Genomic DNA, 22,279 nt, shown 5'->3' with positions numbered 1-22,279 from the left:
ACAACGCTTTATAACACTGTAAGAATTAATGGGCGGTTCCTACAAACAATACTGGTTACATCTTAACCATAGCCAAGCTTGACGTAGTTGCAAGAATAAAACGCAGCTTGTTAAAAAGTCTTTGCGCTAAGCCGAAAGGTCCCGCACGATATCCACCATTTCATTGGTTCTATCATTGATCCTCGCGATGATAGCGCCAGCCTCACGTATCTGATCCAAGCTCGCATTGGAACGTTCTTGAATCTGCGTAATGGCACTAACCGCAACCTCCGTTAACGCATTGTTTTCTTGCACCATATTCTCAATTTCTCGCGTCGATGCGGAGGTACGCGAGGCCAATTGCCGAACCTCATCCGCCACAACGGCAAATCCGCGCCCTTGCTCGCCTGCACGAGCCGCCTCAATCGCGGCATTCAACGCGAGCAAATTGGTTTGATCAGCAATTTCGTTAATGGTGTGTACAATCTTGGATATTTCTCTCGACTGCTGGCTTAATTTACTGATATTTTCAGCTGACGCTTCCAAATCAAGTTTCACTTGATCCATAGCCCCAAGAGTAGCAGAAATACATTCATCACCTTCGTTAGCGATATCATCGGTTTCCACACTGGTTTTAAGGGCCAGTTCGGCAGTCGTGAGCCGCTTATTAACACCTTCGGAAATATCGGCAGCAATTTTAACGACTCTGATCCAATTGCCTTTACTGTCTTGAATTGGGTTGTACGACGCTTCTAACCATACATCGCTACCGTCTTTGTGTTTACGCCGAAAACGGCCTTGTTGAAAATCCCCTTGACGCAAAGCCTGCCAAAAACGGCGATAATCCTCGCTCGCGGCATAATCAGAAGGACAAAACATGCGGTGATGTTTGCCAACAACATCCGTTTTGTTATAGCCAACCACTTGTAAGAAGTTATCATTCACGTCGAGGATATTGCCGTCCATGTCAAACTCAATAGTCGCCATGGAATGGTCAAGAGCATCTAACACGCCTCTGTCTTTATGGCGTCGCTCAACAGACTGTGTAACGTCACTGGCAATTTTGACGATCTGTGTAACATTATTGTGTTCATCCAGTACCGGACAATAACTGGCCTCTAGCCATACGTCTTGGCCTCGCTTGTTCTTACGTAAACACTCGCAGGAAAAAGCCGTACCTAAACCTAGCTTATGCCAAAACTGCGCATAATCTGACGATCGTAAAAAACTGTCTGGACAGAAAATTTTATGATGCTGGCCAATAACCTCATCTGCGCTATATCCCATGGTGCGCAAGAAGTTATCGTTTGCCTGTTTAACCACACCATCGGGAGAGAAGTAAATCATCGCCATCGAACCACTTAACGCGTCTAAAATCGCTTGATTCTGAGAAGCGTTTATTAATAACGGATTTACGACAGGCTCTGTTTTTTCTCGACGAAACCACATCAGGTAATCTCCAGCAGGTTGGTTATTTTTAAGCTAAACCTTTTTATCGGTAAACACCAACTCAAATATAGACCAAATGTGGGAGCGTGCTATGCCTATCACTGCTTTAATGATATTAGCTTGAGCCTGATCAATGCTTTCACAGCGATATCACTGACGCTGCATAAAGATAGTCACTTCTGCCATTACTAAACCAAATTTTCGAATGTAGCTTCGGTTCATAATGGTTTGCTCGTCAAATGCCCAGAACCAATCATCGAATGCAACCCGATATTGAGTGTCACCCACAGGCAAATCCATCTCATAGGCAAAATTAAATGCGTTCCCATATGAAATTCCCGAGGCATCTCCAGCGATGTCATTGGCACTACCTACATATGTATTCTCAGACAACTGTTGAATGCGCCAGACACGCGATAGCGGACCTTCCCCCACGCCATATTCAAAGGTCTCATCGAGAATAAGCGTGCCATCATCCACACGACCATCAATGGTAACAATAAAACGCTGCACCACATCTCCATCGCGATTTTGGACAATTCCCCATGCCCGTACTTTGCCGTCAAAAAAGTTTTTGAGGTCAAACGAGGGTGATACAGATTGATAGCTCGCACCGTCGATTGAAGAGCTACAAGCGGATACCAACAATAAGGTAAACATGCTTAAAACGAATGCGCGAAGATTGGTTAAACAAAACATAGTAGCGTCCTAAAGTTTAAGTAGTTGTTTGCGTAGCCCGGGTTCAGAAGTTTTCTCACCTAGCCAGATATCAAAGAAACGTTGAGTAAATTGCGCGTCCTTAATCTGCCCGATGGGCTTATCGTTCAGATAGAAGCTCGCTACCCCATCTAAAGCCACACCAGTGATCGTCTGCCCCTTTTTGACATCAGGGAAAATGGCCTGCATTTGTTCATTCCATGCGGATAAAGTAGACGTGTCATTAAACCCTTGTTGACGCATCTCCTTAACCGAACGCTCGGCAATATCAACGCCCTTAAAGTCACGCAAGTATGTCAACGCCAATGCAAAGTGTTTATCGGCTTGATATTGACCATCCGGTGCAAAAAGCTCTGCGCGATAGACATCAAAAAAGAAATATTCGAATTTAGCTGCGCCAACGAGCTGAGCATTGGTAATTGCAGCTTCCACCACTTGATTACTGGCCATTACACTCCCCGAAATCAATAACGAGAGGCTAATGCCATGAAATATTTTACGCACACTCTCACTCCAACCATTATGTCTGCTTTGATACGCAAAATATGCGGTTCTGATCATTTTCACTTTGCCAAAGAGGTCAGCAAAGCAAATGCAACTTTGTGATATCTCGCCAATCAGGTAGCCAACCTCAACACAATAAAACCGTGTGTTTAGCCAGGCTTGCTGCACCTGTGCGGAGACTTCGGATAATAACTCGCGTAGACTAATGCCAAACCATGCCATGAGTTTTCGACTGTTGTGGAGTCTGTTTTTCGTCAACTTGAAATAAACACGCCATCGCCTATTCAGCGCATCACGCCTGATTGGGCAAACGCTCGAGAATACGCGCTATATGTAAAGCGTGATGACCTCCTGCACCCGATCATTTCTGGCAATAAATGGCGAAAGTTGCAGCCAATTGTGCAACAGCTGCAACATGCAACGTCTCCGACACTTGCAAGCTTTGGTGGTGGCCATTCCAATCACATTCATGCTCTCGCCTATGTTTGTCACCGTCTCAATTGGCCCTTTCACGCCATCATTCGCGGTAACTATGAAAACAACTTTACGCCCATGCTTAATGATATTGTGCAATGGGGCGCTCACATTCATTTCATCACCAAGCGGGAATACCAGCACCGCCATGAACCAGACTATCTGGCGAGGTTAAAAAAACACTTGGATCTTGACGTGATCATTCCTGAAGGTGGCAGCCACGCTGAGCATTTAGTCGGTATGCAGACACTTGCAGATGAACTCACTGACCCCAACGATTATTTAATAACGCCCGTAGCCAGTGGTGGTACTTTAGCGGGCTTGGCATGTGCTTCGAGCAATATTAAACACCTTATTGGCATCGCAGTGCTTAAAGGAAAAGACTACCTTGAACCCTTGGTAGCTGAGCTGATTGCTCAGCGTGAAGTGAAAACACCGTACGCTATCAATCATGATTTCCACTTTGGTGGTTATGCCAAAGCCCCACTAGATTTGCGTCAGTTTTGCCAAGCACAATCTGCACATCTAAACATTCCATTTGAACCGGTATACTCAGGCAAAGCATTGTATGCGATGAAATCCTTCGTCGAAGGCAAAGCATTTCCATTGGGTAGTCGTATTACGCTGTTACACACCGGTGGCCTTCAAGGGGCCAGAGGCTAGAAGATTTCACTGATTTCGACTCATCTTAACTTGCAAGATCCTTAATTACTGCTAGCATTCAGCGCAAATCAAATGTAGTCATTAGGATATAGAAATATGGCAAATGTGTTAATTATTGGCGCGGGCGGTGTTGCCGCTGTTACGGTAAAGAAATGCGCCCGTTTAACCGAACACTTCGACGAAATTTATCTAGCAAGCCGCACAGTGTCTAAATGTGAGGCATTGCAACAAGAAGTCGGCGCAGACCGCGTAAAAGCGGTATTTGCAGTTGATGCTGACAATGCTGCGGAAGTTGAAGCGTTAATCAATAAAGTTAATCCTGATTTGGTTATTAACTTAGCGTTGCCATATCAAGATTTACCTATCATGGATGCCTGTTTAGCCACCAAAACTGATTATTTGGATACTGCTAACTACGAGCCAAAAGACGAAGCGAAATTCGAATATTCGTGGCAATGGGCATATCAAGACAAGTTTAAAGATGCGGGCATTATGGCGCTGTTGGGCTCAGGTTTCGATCCGGGTGTAACGAACGTGTATACAGCATATGCAGCCAAACACTACTTCGACGAAATCCATTATCTGGATATCGTCGATTGTAACGGTGGCGATCACGGTCAAGCATTCGCAACCAACTTTAACCCAGAGATCAATATTCGAGAGATCACACAGCGTGGTCGTTTTTGGGAAAATGGTGAGTGGAAAGAAACGGATCCACTAAGCGTACGCGAAGATCTGGATTATCAAAATATAGGTGTAAGAGCCTCATATTTGATGTTCCACGAAGAGTTAGAATCAATCGTTAAACACTTTCCAACGTTAAAACGCGCACGCTTCTGGATGACATTTGGTGAAGCCTACTTAACACACCTACGTGTACTAGAAGGTATAGGAATGACCAGCATTGAGCCGGTTGATTTCCAAGGCCAAAAAATTGTCCCGCTTGAGTTCCTAAAAGCCGTGTTACCTAACCCTGGCTCTCTAGCAGAAGGTTACACCGGTAAAACCTGTATCGGTACATACATCACGGGTATTAAAGATGGCAAAGAGAAAACCATCTTCATTTACAACAACTGTGACCACGCTGCCTGCTTTGAAGAAGTGGGAGCACAAGCAGTGTCTTACACAACGGGTGTTCCAGCAATGATCGGTGCAGCGTTAATGCTAAACGGCACGTGGAAACAAGCAGGTGTATGGAACATGGAGCAGTTTGACCCAGATCCATTTATGGAAATGCTCAATCAACACGGTCTTCCATGGCACATCATTGAATGTGACAGCCCGTTTGCACGATAAGGGAAAATGTGACGATGAACTTGACCCAGCGAACTGACATTCCATCTCCTTGCTATGTATTGATTGAGGAGCAGCTCGAACGCAACCTTCAACTGATGCAGCACGTTCAAACGGAATCAGGCGTAAAGATTATTCTCGCCTTGAAAGGCTTTTCAATGTGGTCAACGTTCAAACAAATTCGCGGTTACCTGCATGGGGCAACCGCGAGCTCTGTTTGGGAAGCGAAACTGGCCAAGTTCGAAATGGGCGGTGAAGTTCATGCCTATTCACCAGCGTATAAAGACGCGGATATGCAAGAACTGGTCAATCTAGTCGACCATTTGTCATTCAATAGCATTGGTCAATGGCTGCGACACAAAGCTGCTACCGACGCAGCTGGTATATCGGTTGGTCTGCGTGTTAACCCCGAGAATCAGGAAGCAGAAACGCCACTGTATGATCCCTGTGCGCCGGGCTCACGCTTGGGCATTCGTGCCGAACAATTACGCGGTGTTGATCTAACCGGAATCGACGGCTTTCACGTACACAACCTTTGTGAATGTGACTCCTTTGCTACAGAACGTACGCTTAAGGCCATTGAAGAAAAATTTTCACCTTGGTTAGGGCAGTTAAAGTGGCTTAATCTGGGTGGAGGACATTTAATGACCCGAGAAGGTTACAACGTCGAACATTTGATCGCGACATTGAAAGCCTTTAAAGCAAAATACCCCCACTTAGAAGTCATCATGGAGCCCGGCTCAGCGGTTGCATGGGACACAGGCCCTTTAATCGCGGAAGTAGTCGATATTGTTGAGAACCAAGACAAAATCGCAATTTTAGATATTTCAGCGACTGCGCATATGCCAGATGTATTGGAAATGCCCTATCGCCCAAGAATACTCAACGCGGGTATGCCCGGTGATAAACCCTACGCTTATAAGCTAGGCGGCAATTCTTGTTTAGCCGGTGACGTCATCGATATCTATACCTTCGATGCACCTTTAGCCATTGGCGACCGCTTGCAGTTTGAAGATATGATGCATTACACCATGGTGAAAACCACGTTCTTTAATGGTGTAGAGCACCCTACTATTGCGATTCTACGCAAAGACGGAACACTCGATGTGGTGCGCCAATTCTCTTATGAAGATTTCAAAGGGCGTTTATCTTAACGCCCCTTTTTAAAAGTAATACTGTACACCCACCTGTGCGTTTCTCGGTTCACCCGGGAAATACCGCGGACCACTGAAAGACGTATAGTCGCCACGCTCTGCATAGGCGCGATCAAATACATTATTGAGCTGCGCCTTTACCGTTAACTTAGGTGTTACTTGCCAGACTGCGCGAAGATGGAATAAATGATGTCCATTGTATTGCTCCCTATTTTCAGGCGCCAGATAGTAGTCACTGGTGTATTCCCAACTCAATTCAGCACGAACATCATCGCGTGGTATCCAGGTGATTTGGGTGCTGCTCAACCAACGCGGCGCGGTATCCATCATATTGCCAGCTAATGCAGTCCCGCCAACATCATTCGCGTAGGTATGCTTGCTGTAAGCAATTGCTGAGTTCAGTTGCCACTGTTCAGACAAGTTTGCACTGCCTGTTAATTCAATGCCTCGATGCTTAGTTTCGCCATTGCTACGATTGAAAAACTCGGTATCGCGGATGATGACGTTATCCTTGTTCATTGCGTATACGGCTACTTGAACATGCCACGTTGGCATAAACAGGCGATAGCCGGTTTCAATGTTGATCGCATCGACACTGTCTAACTCAGCAACCGTTTGAGCGCGCTGCAAGCGATACAACTCGGTAGCCTGAGGTGCTCGATAGCCTTGGCTTAAAGTAGTATAAATAGAGTGGTTAGGATCGATTACGTACTGCAACGATACACGCGGAGAGCGCGTAAAGTAATCGTCGCTTCTATCGTCGGGTCGGGTATATCGGCATCCACCAAATCCACAGCCATTGCCATTTTCATCTACCCTGCCACTGACCATTAAATTGTCATAGTCATAATTGATATGCTCAGCACGCATACCCACGTTCAATTGCCAATCCGTCGCAAACTGCCAGCTCATTTGCACAAAGGCTGCAAGCATTTGCGCATCAACTTGGTAATCATATTGTTTACCTGCTGGAATAGTCGCTTGCAAAAATGAAGAGCCTTCGGTTGGGTTCTCTTGAAACTGCAGCAGACTAGCTGACGTGATTTCACCATCGACTCCCATCAGCCACTGCATGGTGTCATCAACATCAAACTGCAAGCTGGACTGTAAGCCTAAGCTGCGTTGATCATTCTCTTCTAGCGGCTGTCCCGGTAAAAAATGCATTTTGAACTGCATATCTTGCCAACGAACATAAGGCGTCAACTGCCATTTTGCTTCATAGCTCGATAGCGCAGTATCACCGCTCAACTTTGTCCACACTCTTACAGAGCGAGCCTTTCTAAACGCTTCTGGGTTGCTGTTTGATTGCGCAAGCTCAGCATCTTTATAAGCGTCAAGCCCTACAATATAGCCTGCTGTATTCTGATCAAGGTTACTAAAACTAATCCCAGACTCAATGTTTACCCCACCTAAAGCATTGCGGTAACGGGCATGCAGCTTTTGTTGTTTGTAGCCTTCATCATCACGATATCCACTATCGTCGGTCACCGATGCATTGACGCCAACACCATGCTGAGATTGATTATTGCCGGTGGAAAATTTCAAACGAGCATAGCCAAAAGAGCCCCACTCCAAGCCGATTCGTTCATCATTCTCTATAGGGTCTTGGGTGACAACATTAACAACGCCATGAATCGCGTTGGAGCCATAGATCACCGTACCCGGCCCTTTTAATACTTCAATCGCGCTGGCATATTCAGTACCGGCTTCAAACAGTTCATTCACATTGCAAAAGCCCGCGGCCCGCAACGGAATATTGTCTTCTGTGGTCAACAATTCACCACAAGCACCTGCTCCCGTAAAAACAGGAGAACGAATAGCAGGTAAATACTCCTGACCATTGCCACGTTGTAAGTTAACACCCGCTATGCGGTTTGATACTTGCTGCACGTGTTGCGGACTCACCAATCCAATGGCTTGTTGATCTAACCAACCTATTGAACCATCATAATCATTCGCCACCGATGCAAAGCGGGAAGACGTTGTCGTGATCCGTTCGATCGATGAATTTTCATCTGAGGATTGAGCTTGTACTACAGTAGCGGAGACTAAAAAGGCTAATAAAAACTTTGCTTTCATTACATTCTCTAACGAAAAATCACATCAAACTCTAATGCGTGAAATAATAACAATGACAGAAAATTCAATGTGTGAATTCGTCTCAGGTCTAAGTGAGTTAGTCTACGAAGCAACCACCATTAATGATCAGTCTTTTAAAACCGCTCAGGTGAGAAACGGGCATGGTTTTTAGCGCCCCATTCCAGCGACGAGTGAATAGCCGTTGAAATGGGGTAAGGGTTTACTAGAACCTCAAGTTTGATGTTACACCGCAACTGCAGCATCGACTTCCAGTTCACCTTGATGATCTTTTGCTAATGTTTCATACAGCAACGGCAGCACAACAAGCGTAAAGAACGTGCCTATGAGCATGCCAGCCACTAAGATGATACCGATGCTGTTTCTCGCTTCTGCTCCCGCACCGGTCACCAGCACTAATGGGAAGTGACCCAATACTGTCGCACCTGTGGTCATCAAGATAGGACGTAAACGTGTTGCTGCAGCGCTCTTTACTGCCTCTAGCTTAGCAAGCCCTTGTAATTGTAATTGATTCGCAAATTCCACAATTAAAATACCATTTTTGGCTATCAAACCAATAAGCGTAATTAAGCCAATCTGACTGTAGATGTTGATTGAGGTTAGCGCCAAGAACGGCAACATTAACGCGCCAGCCAACGCGAGGGGTGCGCAGCCTAGCAACACAACCAATGGGTCACGGAAGCTGTTAAATTGTACCGTCAACAAGAAATACACAACCAATAAAGCCACCAGCAAAACACCTATCATGGTATTGCCTTCTTTGCGCAACTGACGGGATTCTCCAGCATAATCTACCGAATAGTTGGCCGGCAATAGTTCAGCGGCGATTTCCTCAATGGCAGCGAGTCCTTGCTCTTTGGTAATGTGCGGCAATACGCCCGCCAGAATACGAAATGAGCTTTGCTGATTAAACGAACCCAACACTCGAGGACTGGTAAAAGCCTCTAGCGTCGCGAAAGCAGAGACAGGTACCAACTCATTGTTATCAGTACGAACTTTCATGTTTAGGATATCTTCAGGGTTGTAGCGTTGCTGGTCGCCCACAATTGGGATCACGCGGTATGCTTTACCCTCTTTGTTAAAATAGTTGGCAAAATTACTCGACATCAGCACACTGAGTTGGTCATTGACCGATTGTAAGTTGAGCCCCAGATCGGCAAGCAATGACTTATCAATATTAAGCTCTGCTTGTGGCAAATCTATCTTCAGATCTGTATTCACAAACATAAAATTCCCCGTCGCAACCGCGCGCTGCAAAATTTCATCGGCGTATTGCTTCATGCTAACGGGATCTTCGTTTGCTCGAAAAACCACTTCAACATCAAACTGGCCAGCTGTCGGCAATGACGCCGGTAAAATTGGGAATAAAGTCAATCCAGTTACACTGCCCAAACGCCCAAATAGTTCCGGCAGCAATTCGTGCACAGATTTATCTCGTTGCTCAAAGGGGACCAACTCGACGCCACCAAAGCCAGCGGCCGCTGTAATAATTTGCCAGGTAAACTGCCCGCCTTCAGTTGCATTCATCACTGCCGCAGCATCATTCATTTTGGTAGATGTGTATTGCAGCGATGACTCAGGTGGCGCTTCCACCACCATCTGAATTGAGCTTTGGTCTTCAATAGGCGCTAACTCTTTTTGTGACAACACGTAAAAAGGCACGCTGAGCAACGAAAATACGATTGCGATAAAGAAAACCTGTGGGCGTAATGCAAACAACTTATCGAGGATACCCGTGTACCAAACTTGCAAACGATCAAAGACACCGTTTACTCTTTGGGTAAGCCGTCCCTCTTTGCCCCCTTCAGGATTCACATAGGCGCTCATAATAGGTGATAGCGTGACAGCAACGACGCCAGAGATTAAGACAGCAATTGCCAAGGTGAAGGCAAACTCTCTGAAGAGAAAGCCCGTCAATCCCGTTAAGAAACCTATTGGCGCATAGACTGCTGCTAAGGTGAGGGTCATGGCAATGACAGGTACCAGCAATTGTCTTGAACTTATCAAAGCCGCATTAAAACGAGATCTGCCAGCTCGCATGTGACGCGCGACATTTTCAACCACCACGATAGCATCATCCACCACCAAGCCGACCGACAATACAATGGCCAGAATGGTTAGAAGATTAAGGGAAAACCCCATCATCGAAATAACCGCTATCGCACCAAGGATAGAGATTGGAATGGTGATCAGCGGAACTAAAGCAGTACGAAACGAGCCCATCATAGCGAGGATGACGATACCGACTAACAAGACGGTTTCGACCAATGTGGTAAATATTTCTTTGATTGAATCGCGCATGTACAACGTACCATCGTAGCCTGTCGTGATGGCCATTCCGTCAGGCAGTACTTGATTAATTTGGTCCAGTTTTACATACAGTGCGTCGCCAATTTCGATTTCATTTGCACCCGGTAGTGCCCAAACCGCCAGAAATACCGTGTCACGATAGTCAAGTCTTGCTGTGACTAAGCCTTCGGCCTCACCAAGGGCAACGTCTGCCACGGCACCCAAGCGCAATTGCATACCGTCAGTTTCTCGGATGATCAGATTGTTAAAGTCCTCAACACTGCTCAGGCTCGTATTCGCTCTCAGGTCGATGCGTTGACGCCCATTTTCACTGTAACCAATTGTCGCGATGGTATTATTGGCTTGAAGTGCTGCAAATACTTCCGATGCGCTAACGTTATAGACCGCTAACTTATCAGGGTCGAGCCAGATGCGCATAGCAGGATTTCGACCACCTTCTAAAGTCACTTTTTGCACTCCGCTGATATCACTCAAAACGGGCACAACATTTCGTGTTAAATAATCACTGACTTCGCTTCTTGGCATTCCTTCTGATGCCACATCTAAGTAAAACACGGCAAAAGGGCTGTCAGCTCTAACAATTTGAATGGCTGGATCTTCTGTACCCGTTGGTAACTCAAATTTAATCTGATTCAACTTAGTGGTTAGATCAGCCAAAGCATCCGTCGTGTCATGATTTAGTTCTAACCAAGCGGTTACCTTGCTCAAGCCTGCTGTGGTGATTGAGTCGACATAATCAACGCCGGGAACGGTTGATGTAACCCGCTCAATGGGTTCAGTAACATACCCTTTTACTACCTCGGCAGATGCGCCGGTGTAGACGGTATCAATCACCAAAGATGCACTTTCAATTTTGGGATATTGCTGGACCGAAATGGTTCGTGCCGCGTTCACCCCTGCTAACACAATGATCAGTGACAACACGATCGCAAGTGCTGGACGGGAAACGAAAATATCCATCACCGATGGTTTATGTTCATGCAGTGCACTCATCCTTCACCTCCAAGCGTTGGATCAAGCTGATCGTCTGCGTCAGTGAAAACCAGTAAGCCTTTTGAAAGCTTGAACGCACCCTCTGTTGCAATAAATTCTCCGCCAGATAATCCGCCAAGTACGATATGCATATCTTCAACACGCTCACCCACTTCAACTTGGACTGGCTTGGCTCGCCAGTTCTGCTGCTCATCTTGTTCTAGCTCATACACAAAATAACCATCATGACTGCGAGTAATAGCATTTGTCGGCACAGCAACAGTGCTTTGAGGCATAGACGAAACACTAACGCTAACCACTTGATTGTGACTGTACAAACGCTCATTGTTAGGTAATAAAGCGCGATAACTGTGCTGGCGAGAGTTCGCATTTACTGTTGGCTGCTTGGCGATGATCTTAGCTTGGCCAATGGCACTATTTGACTGCATGAACTTTACGTTCACAGTCTCACCGATAGTCGGTTGTTTAAGTGTTTGGGGGACCGCAAAGTCGACCCAAATATACTCATCTATGCCCACTAATGTCGTGATAGGATTGTTTGCCATTAACATCTGACCGACTTGAAACTGCTCCAAACCCACAGCCCCCTCAAATGGAGCGATGACTGTCTTTTTGGCAATAACCGACGTAAGGTTATCGACTTCGGCTTCGGCAATGGTCACATCGGCTTCTGAAGCATCCACTTCGTTCTCACTCACGCGCTTCTCGCGAAACAGTTGGGCCAATCTTTGATAGTTGGTTTGAGCAAGCTTAAGTCGAGCTTTCGCTGCTTTCAGATTAGCTTGCTCTAGGCTCACATCTTGTCGTAATAGTACTTGCCCCTGTTGTACAACATCACCAGGGTTGAAACCTACATACGTTATCGGGCCATTGTATTCAGCCGTAATAGTCAGTAATTTTGGTGCGACCAGTTGGCCAACGACTTCATTGACTTGACTGTATTGCATAGTCTCCACATAGGTGCTTTTCACACTCGCTGATGGCTCAGGAAACGACTCCCCATACGCGATCGCTGCCTGAATTTGATTAAACTTCACAAAGCCGAGTGAGAACATTACGGCGAGTACAATGACGATGCTAATAAGCCAACGTTTGATATTCATAGTATTAATCCTTTGTTATCGAAGGTTGAGTTTGGCTAACTGAGACTCAACATTGAGCAGCGAATCTGGTGTTAAAGGCTGCTTCCATGGATAGCTATTAATGAGACGCACAAGGCTGCGGATCATGGGGTCATTTATGCTGAGAGGCTCCAACAAAGATGACGTCCCTTCGTTGATTTGACGTGTTTGCTTAATTCGAATGACCTGTTCATACCCCGATGTCATTGCCCACCCGCTGATGGTGATTTCTTCAATGAACTCGTGAACATTTGGAATTTCGCCAAGCTCACCCGACGTAATGCCTTCGGTTAGGGCCAGCTTGAAGGATTGTTCACAACTTTCACTCGCTTCAATTACCTTATTCGTCCACATTGGGGACGCTTTTCTGATAACCGCTTCGTTTGTTGCATATGATTCAAGCTCATAGGCGAATGGATACAGTTGTAATTTTTTGGGTGATATCAGGCAAACCGCGACAAACTTTTCTGGCGTACTAATAGGCAAATCTAATACTTGAGAAAACACACGAGAAATATGCTTAAACGAGCGATTCGCCAACGCCAATACAATATCTTCTTTGCATTGAAAAAACTTATAGATCGATCCCATCGACAGCCCTGCCATTCTGGCAATTTTCGCCATTGGAAAATCCGTCACAGACGTTTCTTGAATGCACTCAATTGCTGCATCAAGGATCATTTCCTGTTGCTTTTCAGCGCTAAACTTAGGTGCAGGGGCCATACTAGCTTCCTCATAATGTTGCTTCGAACAACGACGAACGCCATTCGAATACTATTCGAATGGCGTTACCATAATGATTTTCGACGCAGTGTCAATGGTTACATTTTGATCAATCACTTATATTTTGGTAGTTCAGCTTGTTGGAAAAGCGGGTATTTTGAACATATCCTGTAATGCGTGATTTTCGGCCATTCCTGCTAACGACGGGAGTCTCAGCGTTAGACAACTTTCTGCTCGTCATCCTCGAATGATCGAGGATCTCCTGAAGACAAAGAGCGAGCATTGACTTTGCTCTTTTTTAATTGGCATCTAAAAAGTGTGCAGGTGAAACCTACATTCATCTGCACACAATTTCTTTAAGACTCTTTAATGACAACCGCCATTTCGTCGGCATCTTCTTGCGGAGTACCGCAAAGATCCTTGTAGAAAGACACAATAGAAAGCCCATGTGCTTCAATTTCAGTTTTCAGCGTTTCCTGACTGAAGTGTTGAAGCCAATTGTACACATCCCATTGCCTACATTTCTCAATAACTGTGAACTTATCAAGCCACACTCGTTCATCTGTGTATCCATGAGACGTGTGAATACACCAATATTCATTGTCGCTCCAAAACCCTTCCATATAACCTTTTTGTAAGGTAATACTTTCTTGTAGCCCTTTAAATCTAGAATCTGTAAAGACATCGAGGGCAATAGCACCATTAGGTTTAAGCATGCTTTTAAATTTCTTAAGCAGATGACTTCGTTGTGAGGGACTCAATGCGCAAAAATCACACATTACTAATGTGATTAAGTCGTATTTACTATCGCTTTCAAAGTCCAAATAGTTTGCAAGGTGATACTCAACATCAAGCGCATCTTCCTGAGCGCGCTCTTTGGCGTAACTAATTGAGGACTGCGAAAAGTCCACTCCAACTACTTTACCTATGCCTTGCTGCTTAAATCGGTGGGTATAGAGGCCAGGCCCGCAACCAAAGTCGATGACCTTTGATTTCTTCCCTAAATTGAACTCTTCAATCATCCAATTCACAGACCTATTGATAAAGTTAAATGAACGTGAGGCCGCATTAATTTCTGGGTTAAGGTGGAAAGACAGCATTTGCTTGGCTATGTAAGCATCAGTCCAAAGCTTATCAGCGGTGTAACAATTCCACACTTTAGGTTTGGCGGTAGCGCCGTTTAATTCTTTGTACATATCGTAATTCCGACAAATAAATAAAAATGTCGTCCCTACGAGCTATGATTCTAAGAGTTGCTTTCTAAAACAGATAGACAAGTAAGGACGGTGTAAATTTTGATTTTGTTGATGAACGATACATACAAGACACCTCCTTAATAAGTGATTAGATACTTTACGGATCATACATCTTAACCCAGTAAATGCAAATTGCGAGGGGCCGCTTTAAGTGAATAGCTAAAGCATGGCTTTGTCTGGCAACAACAGACAATTACCGGTCGTTCATATTACTAGGGCTTTGATTGCTGTTTTAACAGGTTACACAGAACGGCGGACAGCTGAGTTCATTGCTCTTTTGAATTGAGAGCAGACTTTCTTACTTTCGTCTAATATCAATACTGGAAACACTATAAGTTGTAACAAAGAAGATTAAAATGAGTAGCCAAGAGCTCGACCTAAGATCAGAAATTGAACAGTTACGGATACAACTAAAAAGTACTAAGGCTGAAAACGCTAAGTACAAAAAACTATTTGAAGTCTCAGGTGATGCTCTTTCTATTATTGACTTGGAAACGGGACGGTTCATTGAGTGCAATCAATCCGCCGTTAACCTCCATGGTGTCAAAAGCAAAAACAATTTCCTACTCCTTACTCCTGCAGATATCTCCCCTGAATACCAACCATGTGGCAGAACATCACAAGAAATGGCAAGCGAGTACATTAGTCGTGCTTTTAAAGAGGGGCCGCAGCTGTTTGACTGGGTCCATTCGCGACTCGACGGCTCAACATTTCAGTGCCTAGTTTCTTTGACAGCTTTCGTATCAGGTAACGAGAGACTCATATTAGCAATAGGCCGCGATATAAGTGAGCTAATGCTTGCCAACGATAACTTAGATACCGCAAACCTAGAAATTGAAAAAATCAAATTAGCCTATCTAAAAGAAAAGGAAAAGTTCGAAGAATTTGTCAACCTAGCGCCTGTTGGAATTGCAATTAACAGGCTCAGTGATGGCTCGTTTGATTACGTAAATCAGGAGTTAAGTCGCTTTAGCGGCTATGGCATTGATGAACTCAATAAAATGGATTACTGGCAACTAACCCCAAAGAAGTACGAGCGGCAAGAACAGGAACAATTAGAATCCCTTTTAGAAACTGGTCGCTATGGTCCGTACTTTAAAGAATATATACATAAGACGGGATATACCTACCCTGTTCAATTATCTGGTGTAAAAATCACTAATACATCTGGCGAAGAATTTATCTGTTCTGTTATTCAGGACATATCACAGCAAAAAGCCATTGAGGAAAAACTAAGACAAGCTAAAGCTGAAGCCGAGACAAGCTCTTTAAGAACTAAGTTGGCGAACGACTCTGCAGAAATTGGTATTTGGGAGTGGGACGTTATTACTAATCAGCTTGTTTGGGATGAATGGATGTACAAGCTTTACGGCATCTCAGAGGATAGTTTTTCAGGTGCATATGAGGCTTGGGAGCAGTGCGTGCATCCAGAAGACATAGAGAAATCAAAGCAATTATTAGCAGATGCTGTGAAAGGAATTGCTACTTTCGACCCGGAGTTTCGAGTTGTGCATCCTGATGGGCAAGTTCGAACAATAAAGGCTAGCGCCGAGGTAATTAGAAACGAAAATGAACAAGCGGTCAAAGTGATCGGTGTAAATTATGACATTACAGAGAAAGTGAACGTCATAAGAGAACTTGAGTCCGCAAAACTCGTGGCTGAGCAAGCTAATAAGGCTAAAAGTGAATTTCTTGCCAACATGAGCCACGAGATCCGCACTCCCATGAATGCAATCTTAGGCGGCCTCCAGTTAGTTAATCGAGCTAAGTTAGATACAAAATCAGCAATTATGCTTGAGAATGCATTGTCTTCCGCAAGTTCATTGTTGACCATTATCAACGATATTCTCGACTACTCTAAGATTGAAGATAACAAATTGGATTTAGAACTAGAGCCTTTTGCGATGCTGGAAGTATTGAAGTCTGTTGAATTTGAGGTCAATAGCATAGTTAGCAACAAAGGTATTCAATTAATTAGTAGAGTTGATGACAACTTCATAGATGGTTGGCTTGGCGACATTGTTAGGGTAAAGCAAATATTATTGAATTTAGTTTCAAACGCGGTGAAGTTCACTGATAAAGGCAGCGTTAACATTAATTTGTCCACTATTGAAAGCAGTGGTATTGATTCGGTCTGCATAGATGTTGTTGATACTGGTATCGGTATGAGTAAAGAAGCCCAAGAAAAAATATTTGAGCGATTTTCACAGGCTGATAGCTCCATGACGAGAAGGTTCGGTGGTACAGGTCTGGGAATGTCTATAACGCTGAGCTTAATTCATATGATGCAAGGAACAATTCAAGTCAAAAGTAAAGCGAACAAAGGAACAGCTATAAGAGTCGTTTTACCACTTAAAAAAACAAATGAAAAAGCGCGTGCAGCCACTCAAAAGACATTGATGGCGCCTAAATTGAACGGGAAAAGAGTCTTAATAGCCGAAGACAATGAAATCAACCAAGTTATCATTCAATCGATGTTGGAAGACACAAATGCCGAGCTTATAACGGTAGACAACGGTAAATTAGCTGTTGAACTTGCTAAAAAAGAAAGGTTTGATTTAATCCTAATGGATATTCAGATGCCAATAATGGACGGTGTAACGGCAATGAAAGAAATTAAAAAACTAAGTAACGCTGCTCCAATAGTTGCGCTAACAGCAAATGCAATGCTGGAAGATGTGTCAAATTATTTGGAACATGGCTTCACGGCACATATTGGTAAACCAATTGACATGGCCACCTTGTATGGTCTGTTAGCTTCTTTGTTTGATAAAAGCACTGATTAAAATGCGACATTATCAAGAGCGATATAATGTTTGACTGCTATTTTTGCTTTAGCGGCCATTCACAATCAATATCTAGAGCGACAACCATCTACTCACTTTTCTTACTTGCAAGTTCTTTACCCGATGACTGCTATACGTGCCAAGAAGGTCCTGACTTTCATCAGGACGACGTGCTGAATTTGCCACAAACCTATTCCTTATTTTCGAGCAAATAGGAATACAGCGCATTTTTCTTAACGCCATAATGTGAAGCTACCACTGCTGCTGCCTTCTTCGGTGGCAGCAATGCCACCAGTTCAGAGAGCAAGTTTATTGCCTCAGAGGGTAATTCCTCTTCGCTGGTTTGGCGCGGCGAAATCATCAAAACGAATTCGCCTTTTTGACGGCGTTCATCTTCAAGCAACCACTCTTTAACTTCCTGCGGCGTACCGCTTGCGTAGTGTTCAAAGGTTTTGGAAAGTTCTTTTGCCAGCACAATTTTTTGGCTTTCGTGCAATGCGTCGCAGCAGGCTGTTATGGTTGCCAAAACACGTCGCGGCGCTTCGTAACAAACGGTAGTGCATTCAGATTCTGCGACCTCACGCAAAGCCGAAGTTAATGCCGCCTGCTTAACCGGCAAAAAGCCAATAAATTGAAACTTATCCGTCGGTAATCCCGAGCCACTTAATGCGGTGATCGCAGCACAAGCACCTGGCAGTGCAACGACGCGGATCCCTTTATCACGACAATGACTAACAAGCACATAACCAGGATCGCTGATCAGCGGCGTTCCTGCGTCGGATATCAGCGCAATACTTTGTCCGCCGAGTAAACGCTGGCTCAACATTTCTGCTCGCTGAGATTCGTTATGTTGATGCATCGATACCATTTTGGTCGAAATATCAAAGTGCTCAAACAAACGTTTGCTATGGCGGGTGTCTTCAGCCGCCACAACATCTACCGATGCCAGAATTGCCAATGCACGCTGAGTTATATCAGAGAGATTCCCAATAGGCGTTGGCACAATATACAAGGTGCCTCCTTCCGCCTGTTGAGACATTGGGGTATCTGAAGTTACGTCTGTAGACATATGAACGCTCATTTACTTGTTTGTAGACAATATTTTAGCGCGAGTGTAGCACGTGATACACATGACCCGAGCAGAATATAGCGGTTCTACCTGATCTTTGAGCCATTTTGCAGCATAGACTGTGGAACACTTTCAATACGTAGTGTTAAACTGCGTGAAAACGCTCTTTTAATGGCCGCTATGAATTTCGCAACAACACGCCCAACAGGAAAATTTCAAACGCTCTCTGCATTAGCGTTAATGTTAGGCTTGAGTGCGTGCGGCTCCACACCAACGCATACAACATCAAGAGCGGTTATAGCGCCTCCCCCTGTTGAAACGAAAGCCCAAGAAATAGCCACTACCCCAGAAAGCTTAATAGAAACAGCTAAAATCGCGTGGCAAAACAACCAATCAGAACCTGAAGTAGTCAGCCAACTATTAACGGCGGCTGATGCCTATCGTGCAGAAGAGCAATGCGACAAAACGCTGGCTTTGTTGAAGGCCATTAAAGACACTTTCTCAGTTCCACCGTCTGCCCACTTTAATTTGCTGTTGGTGGAATGCGCGGAAGAAAATGCGATTGATAATAAGACACGTATTGAATTGCTACAGAGCGTAACCAGTGATACCAATTTACGTGCACGCCAACAGCAAATGCTGGCAGCTGCCTACGCGAATGCAGGACAGTATGTAAATGCTGCCGGCACTTTAGCCCTTGGCCAAGCGTTGAGCAGTGAAGCGAATCACGCAATCTGGCAATGGCTAAATAGAGCGTCATTAGAAGAACGAACTCAAGCGTTCGATAATTCACCTCAACTCCGGCCTTGGCTTGCCGTAATCGCTATGCTGCGCAATTACGGCGATCAGCCACAGCGTCTATTGGCAACGTTTCAAGCTTTTTCGCAACAACATCCAAGTCACCCGATTGTAATGGAACCACCCGCAGAATTAGCCAGTGGGGTCCAAGTGCAGCAACAAGTGCCGCAAAAAGTGGCCGTCATATTGCCTTTTACGGGACGTTTGTCGGCGCAAGCCAACGCGATTAAGCAAGGGTTGTTGGCGGCCTACATGCAACAAAAACAACCCAATGGCGCATTTGCTGAACCTATTGAACTGCTATTCTTTGACACAGCTGAGGTTAATCCTGAGGTAGCTGCAACAGCATTAGCTGACGTTGATATCGTCATTGGCCCATTGTTACGCGAAGAGATTATTCGAGTTCAGGGTTTGCTCGGCCCACAAACACAATTGCTGGCGTTAAACAGAGTAACCGATGTTTTAGATAACGCAGTTGTACCGTCGCCAGCTCCCCCCATTGAAAACGATGAAAGTCGGGTAGTCAGTGAGACAACTAACACAATATCGCCTGATATTAAGCCTCATTACTTCTTTGCGTTAGCGCCTGAAGATGAAGCTCAGCAATTAGCCCAGCATGTTTTCGCGCAAGGCTATCGATTCCCAATCATGGTACATGCACAGGATACGATTAATCAGCGCATGGCCGCAGCTTTTCTGGCAAAGTGGCGAGAATTAAACGGGCTTACTGAAAATCAAGGTATCACCATTGTCAGCTATGACAGCATCAACAGTATGCGTGAAGGTGTTGGAGCTGCGCTTGATGTAGAACAAAGTAAGGAGCGGATCAAAACGCTAGAGCGTATTTTAATTCCTGAACTCTATAACGTTCCTCGCAACAGGCGAGATATTGACGCCATCGTTGCGTTTTCATCACCGGATCAAACGGAGTTACTAAACCCTGTTATCGAAGCGAGCCTTAGTCCATTCACCGATAAAGATGTACCGGTATACGTGACATCTCGCAGTATTCGATTTGATAGCAGTAAAAACCTGTTGCGTGATTTACAAAATATCCACTTTATCGATATGCCGTGGATGATGCCGAATAATCAGTGGCAAGCCTTATCCAATGAATACACTGCTCTTTACCCCAATCAGCGTGAATCTCTGAAACGCCTTTTTGCACTTGGCTTTGATGCATATCAGCAAATGACAAACATGCCACACATGGCAGTCGTTCCTCAGTTAAGCAAACAAAGCTTGTCGGGTACTTTGCATTTGAATGAAGCGCACGAAGTGGTGCGTGAATTGCCGCTGGCCGTTATCGACAATGAACAGGTTCGTGTGATTGCCAGCCCGCGGTAATAGCAATAAATCGATTGGGGATGAAGCCGAATCTCGCGCGCTAAATTACCTACAATCGAAAGGTTTAGAGTTTGTCGTTCGCAACTATCGCTGCAAATGCGGAGAAATCGACCTTATTCTTAGGGAACAAGAGACCTGGATATTTGTCGAAGTGAAATTCAGACAATCTGAGGACTACGGACTGTCTGTTGAACAATTAACGCCAAAAAAACAACGCCGCGTGCTTAATGCAGTGAGAGTGTTTTTAGTAGATAATCATCTTAATGAATTCCATACCCCCATTCGAATTGACTTGGTAGCGCTAACTGACTCATCGATCGAATGGATAAAAAATGTGACAGGATAAGCATGTTAGAAAAAATTAAAGCCAATTTTACCGAAAGTGTGCAAACGAAACTATCCGCACTGGAGGTTTTACCTGAGTCCATAGAAAAAGCTGCGATGATGATGACGCAATGCCTGATCAACGGGAATAAAATATTGAGCTGTGGAAATGGCGGTTCGGCTGGCGATGCCCAACACTTTTCATCTGAGCTGCTCAATCGGTATGAGCGCGATCGCCCAAGCTTACCCGCGATTGCGCTTTCAACCGATACGTCTACCATTACCTCAATCGCAAACGATTACAGTTACGATGAAGTGTTTGCCAAGCAAGTGCGTGCGCTGGGTCAACCGGGAGACATATTGCTGGCAATTTCAACCAGCGGTAATTCTCGCAATGTGATCAATGCTATGCAGGCAGCACTTTCCCGAGACATGACCATTGTTGCGTTAACAGGCAAAGATGGCGGTGAGATGGCAGGCTTCTTTGGTCCAAATGATGTAGAAATACGCGTTCCATCATCACGTACTGCGCGCATTCAAGAAGTACATTTGTTGGTTATCCATAACCTTTGCGAATGTATCGACGATACGTTGTTCCCTATCAGCTCGGACAACTGATCATGGGTAAAATAGGGAAGCAGGTTTTATTATCAGGATTGATCGCAACGGCACTTGTTATACAAAGTGGTTGTGCCGTTGTGGCTGTTGGTGCCGCTGGCACCGTTGCAGCGGTCAGCGCAAATGATCGTCGAACAGTTGGCACCCAACTCGATGATACGACATTGCAAGGGCGTATCGCGTTTGAGTTAGCGAAACAAGAAGCGTTGCGCAATGAAGCTAACATTCAGGTTAATGTGTACAACTCTGTTGTATTGTTAACGGGCCAAGCGCCAAGCCAAGCGTTGAGACAAATGGCGGTTGATGCGACTCAGCAAGTACCCAACATCAGCAAGATCCACAATCAAATCAGGCAAACACAACCCATTGGCGCAACAACGCAAGCAAATGATATTTGGTTAGCTTCAAAGATCCGCGCAAAGTTTGTGACTGATGACCGAGTCCCGACGTTGAATGTCTCGGTGATCGTTGAAAACAGTGAAGTATTTCTAATGGGCCGCCTGTCGATGCAGGAAGCCAACGCAGCTGTAGACATTGCTCGCAATGTGGAAGGTGTCAGCAAAGTAGTGCGCGCATTTGATTTGAAAAATTAGCGACAAATCCA

Annotated in this window: 17 protein-coding genes; 8 read left to right on the top strand and 9 right to left on the bottom strand. The window is 44.9% G+C overall.

The genetic code is table 11. From position 1 onward, the window contains the following. Positions 1 to 126: 126 nt before the first annotated feature. The 3 genes from CSH93_RS18220 to CSH93_RS09655 all read right to left on the bottom strand — a co-directional run bounded on the left by CSH93_RS18220 (position 127) and on the right by CSH93_RS09655 (position 2,649). Positions 127 to 1,428, bottom strand: a complete 1,302-nt coding sequence (locus CSH93_RS18220; protein WP_100643038.1) for a methyl-accepting chemotaxis protein — start codon at positions 1,426 to 1,428, stop codon at positions 127 to 129. Positions 1,429 to 1,578: 150 nt separating this feature from the next. Beyond that, positions 1,579 to 2,127, bottom strand: coding sequence for a DUF3833 domain-containing protein (locus tag CSH93_RS09660; protein WP_100643037.1), 549 nt, complete (start codon positions 2,125 to 2,127; stop codon positions 1,579 to 1,581). Positions 2,128 to 2,136: 9 nt separating this feature from the next. Further along, positions 2,137 to 2,649, bottom strand: coding sequence for a chalcone isomerase family protein (locus CSH93_RS09655; RefSeq protein WP_240615563.1), 513 nt, complete (start codon positions 2,647 to 2,649; stop codon positions 2,137 to 2,139). Between the two features lie 237 nt (positions 2,650 to 2,886). Here CSH93_RS09655 and CSH93_RS09650 point away from each other — a divergent pair, with 237 nt between their 5' ends. The 3 genes from CSH93_RS09650 to nspC all read left to right on the top strand — a co-directional run bounded on the left by CSH93_RS09650 (position 2,887) and on the right by nspC (position 6,233). Continuing rightward, positions 2,887 to 3,786, top strand: coding sequence for a 1-aminocyclopropane-1-carboxylate deaminase/D-cysteine desulfhydrase (locus tag CSH93_RS09650; protein ID WP_100643036.1), 900 nt, complete (start codon positions 2,887 to 2,889; stop codon positions 3,784 to 3,786). 96 nt (positions 3,787 to 3,882) lie between these two features. Continuing rightward, complete coding sequence (locus CSH93_RS09645; protein ID WP_100643035.1) at positions 3,883 to 5,082, top strand: saccharopine dehydrogenase family protein; 1,200 nt, start codon at positions 3,883 to 3,885, stop codon at positions 5,080 to 5,082. Between the two features lie 14 nt (positions 5,083 to 5,096). Continuing rightward, positions 5,097 to 6,233, top strand: a complete 1,137-nt coding sequence (gene nspC, locus CSH93_RS09640) for a carboxynorspermidine decarboxylase (RefSeq protein WP_100643034.1) — start codon at positions 5,097 to 5,099, stop codon at positions 6,231 to 6,233. 9 nt (positions 6,234 to 6,242) lie between these two features. On the opposite strand, the gene CSH93_RS09635 is transcribed toward nspC, so the two are convergent. The 5 genes from CSH93_RS09635 to CSH93_RS09615 form a co-directional block, all read right to left on the bottom strand. Further along, complete coding sequence (locus CSH93_RS09635) at positions 6,243 to 8,312, bottom strand: TonB-dependent receptor (RefSeq protein WP_100643033.1); 2,070 nt, start codon at positions 8,310 to 8,312, stop codon at positions 6,243 to 6,245. Between the two features lie 243 nt (positions 8,313 to 8,555). After that, positions 8,556 to 11,633: an efflux RND transporter permease subunit gene (locus CSH93_RS09630; protein ID WP_100643032.1), complete on the bottom strand. Its 3,078-nt coding sequence runs from the start codon at positions 11,631 to 11,633 to the stop codon at positions 8,556 to 8,558. Then, positions 11,630 to 12,736: an efflux RND transporter periplasmic adaptor subunit gene (locus CSH93_RS09625; RefSeq protein WP_100643031.1), complete on the bottom strand. Its 1,107-nt coding sequence runs from the start codon at positions 12,734 to 12,736 to the stop codon at positions 11,630 to 11,632. The genes CSH93_RS09630 and CSH93_RS09625 overlap by 4 nt, the downstream gene beginning before the upstream one ends. 15 nt (positions 12,737 to 12,751) lie before the next feature. Next, positions 12,752 to 13,477, bottom strand: coding sequence for a TetR/AcrR family transcriptional regulator (locus CSH93_RS09620; protein ID WP_100643030.1), 726 nt, complete (start codon positions 13,475 to 13,477; stop codon positions 12,752 to 12,754). A 356-nt stretch (positions 13,478 to 13,833) separates the two neighbouring features. Beyond that, positions 13,834 to 14,673, bottom strand: coding sequence for a class I SAM-dependent methyltransferase (locus tag CSH93_RS09615; protein WP_100643029.1), 840 nt, complete (start codon positions 14,671 to 14,673; stop codon positions 13,834 to 13,836). 416 nt (positions 14,674 to 15,089) lie between these two features. Here CSH93_RS09615 and CSH93_RS09610 point away from each other — a divergent pair, with 416 nt between their 5' ends. Continuing rightward, the gene (locus tag CSH93_RS09610) at positions 15,090 to 17,519 is read left to right on the top strand and encodes a PAS domain-containing hybrid sensor histidine kinase/response regulator (protein WP_100643028.1); all 2,430 of its coding nucleotides are present in this window, start codon (positions 15,090 to 15,092) and stop codon (positions 17,517 to 17,519) included. 190 nt (positions 17,520 to 17,709) lie between these two features. Here CSH93_RS09610 and rsmI read toward each other — a convergent pair whose 3' ends face one another. Continuing rightward, positions 17,710 to 18,588 carry a 16S rRNA (cytidine(1402)-2'-O)-methyltransferase gene (rsmI, locus tag CSH93_RS09605; RefSeq protein WP_240615562.1) on the bottom strand — a complete coding sequence of 293 codons (879 nt, stop codon included), beginning with the start codon at positions 18,586 to 18,588 and terminating at the stop codon, positions 17,710 to 17,712. 180 nt (positions 18,589 to 18,768) lie between these two features. Here rsmI and CSH93_RS09600 point away from each other — a divergent pair, with 180 nt between their 5' ends. The 4 genes from CSH93_RS09600 to dolP are packed head-to-tail and all read left to right on the top strand — an operon-like array spanning position 18,769 to position 22,268. Continuing rightward, positions 18,769 to 20,733, top strand: a complete 1,965-nt coding sequence (locus CSH93_RS09600) for a penicillin-binding protein activator (protein ID WP_164078339.1) — start codon at positions 18,769 to 18,771, stop codon at positions 20,731 to 20,733. Then, positions 20,717 to 21,079 (top strand): YraN family protein, encoded by a 363-nt coding sequence (locus CSH93_RS09595; protein WP_100643026.1) that lies wholly within the window; start codon positions 20,717 to 20,719, stop codon positions 21,077 to 21,079. Before CSH93_RS09600 ends, CSH93_RS09595 begins: the two co-directional genes overlap by 17 nt. A gap of 2 nt (positions 21,080 to 21,081) precedes the next feature. Continuing rightward, positions 21,082 to 21,675, top strand: coding sequence for a phosphoheptose isomerase (locus CSH93_RS09590; RefSeq protein ID WP_100643025.1), 594 nt, complete (start codon positions 21,082 to 21,084; stop codon positions 21,673 to 21,675). Between the two features lie 2 nt (positions 21,676 to 21,677). After that, positions 21,678 to 22,268, top strand: coding sequence for a division/outer membrane stress-associated lipid-binding lipoprotein (gene dolP, locus CSH93_RS09585; RefSeq protein ID WP_100643024.1), 591 nt, complete (start codon positions 21,678 to 21,680; stop codon positions 22,266 to 22,268). The last annotated feature ends 11 nt before the right edge of the window (positions 22,269 to 22,279 follow it).

Source organism: Neoalteromonas facilis (genome assembly GCF_002807665.1).
In the GTDB taxonomy this organism is placed as follows: Bacteria; Pseudomonadota; Gammaproteobacteria; order Enterobacterales; family Alteromonadaceae; genus Alteromonas_E; species Alteromonas_E facilis.
This window is presented reverse-complemented; position numbering and strand designations above follow the sequence as displayed.

Bases quoted from the DNA above. Each gene is read 5' to 3' on its own strand.
- CSH93_RS18220 (WP_100643038.1), bottom strand. From the start codon at position 1,428: ATGTGGTTTCGTCGAGAAAAAACAGAGCCTGTCGTAAATCCGTTATTA.
- CSH93_RS09660 (WP_100643037.1), bottom strand. From the start codon at position 2,127: ATGTTTTGTTTAACCAATCTTCGCGCATTCGTTTTAAGCATGTTTACC.
- CSH93_RS09645 (WP_100643035.1), top strand. From the start codon at position 3,883: ATGGCAAATGTGTTAATTATTGGCGCGGGCGGTGTTGCCGCTGTTACG.
- nspC (WP_100643034.1), top strand. From the start codon at position 5,097: ATGAACTTGACCCAGCGAACTGACATTCCATCTCCTTGCTATGTATTG.
- CSH93_RS09635 (WP_100643033.1), bottom strand. From the start codon at position 8,312: ATGAAAGCAAAGTTTTTATTAGCCTTTTTAGTCTCCGCTACTGTAGTA.
- CSH93_RS09630 (WP_100643032.1), bottom strand. From the start codon at position 11,633: ATGAGTGCACTGCATGAACATAAACCATCGGTGATGGATATTTTCGTT.
- CSH93_RS09625 (WP_100643031.1), bottom strand. From the start codon at position 12,736: ATGAATATCAAACGTTGGCTTATTAGCATCGTCATTGTACTCGCCGTA.
- CSH93_RS09620 (WP_100643030.1), bottom strand. From the start codon at position 13,477: ATGGCCCCTGCACCTAAGTTTAGCGCTGAAAAGCAACAGGAAATGATC.
- CSH93_RS09615 (WP_100643029.1), bottom strand. From the start codon at position 14,673: ATGTACAAAGAATTAAACGGCGCTACCGCCAAACCTAAAGTGTGGAAT.
- CSH93_RS09610 (WP_100643028.1), top strand. From the start codon at position 15,090: ATGAGTAGCCAAGAGCTCGACCTAAGATCAGAAATTGAACAGTTACGG.
- rsmI (WP_240615562.1), bottom strand. From the start codon at position 18,588: ATGTCTACAGACGTAACTTCAGATACCCCAATGTCTCAACAGGCGGAA.
- CSH93_RS09600 (WP_164078339.1), top strand. From the start codon at position 18,769: ATGAATTTCGCAACAACACGCCCAACAGGAAAATTTCAAACGCTCTCT.
- CSH93_RS09590 (WP_100643025.1), top strand. From the start codon at position 21,082: ATGTTAGAAAAAATTAAAGCCAATTTTACCGAAAGTGTGCAAACGAAA.
- dolP (WP_100643024.1), top strand. From the start codon at position 21,678: ATGGGTAAAATAGGGAAGCAGGTTTTATTATCAGGATTGATCGCAACG.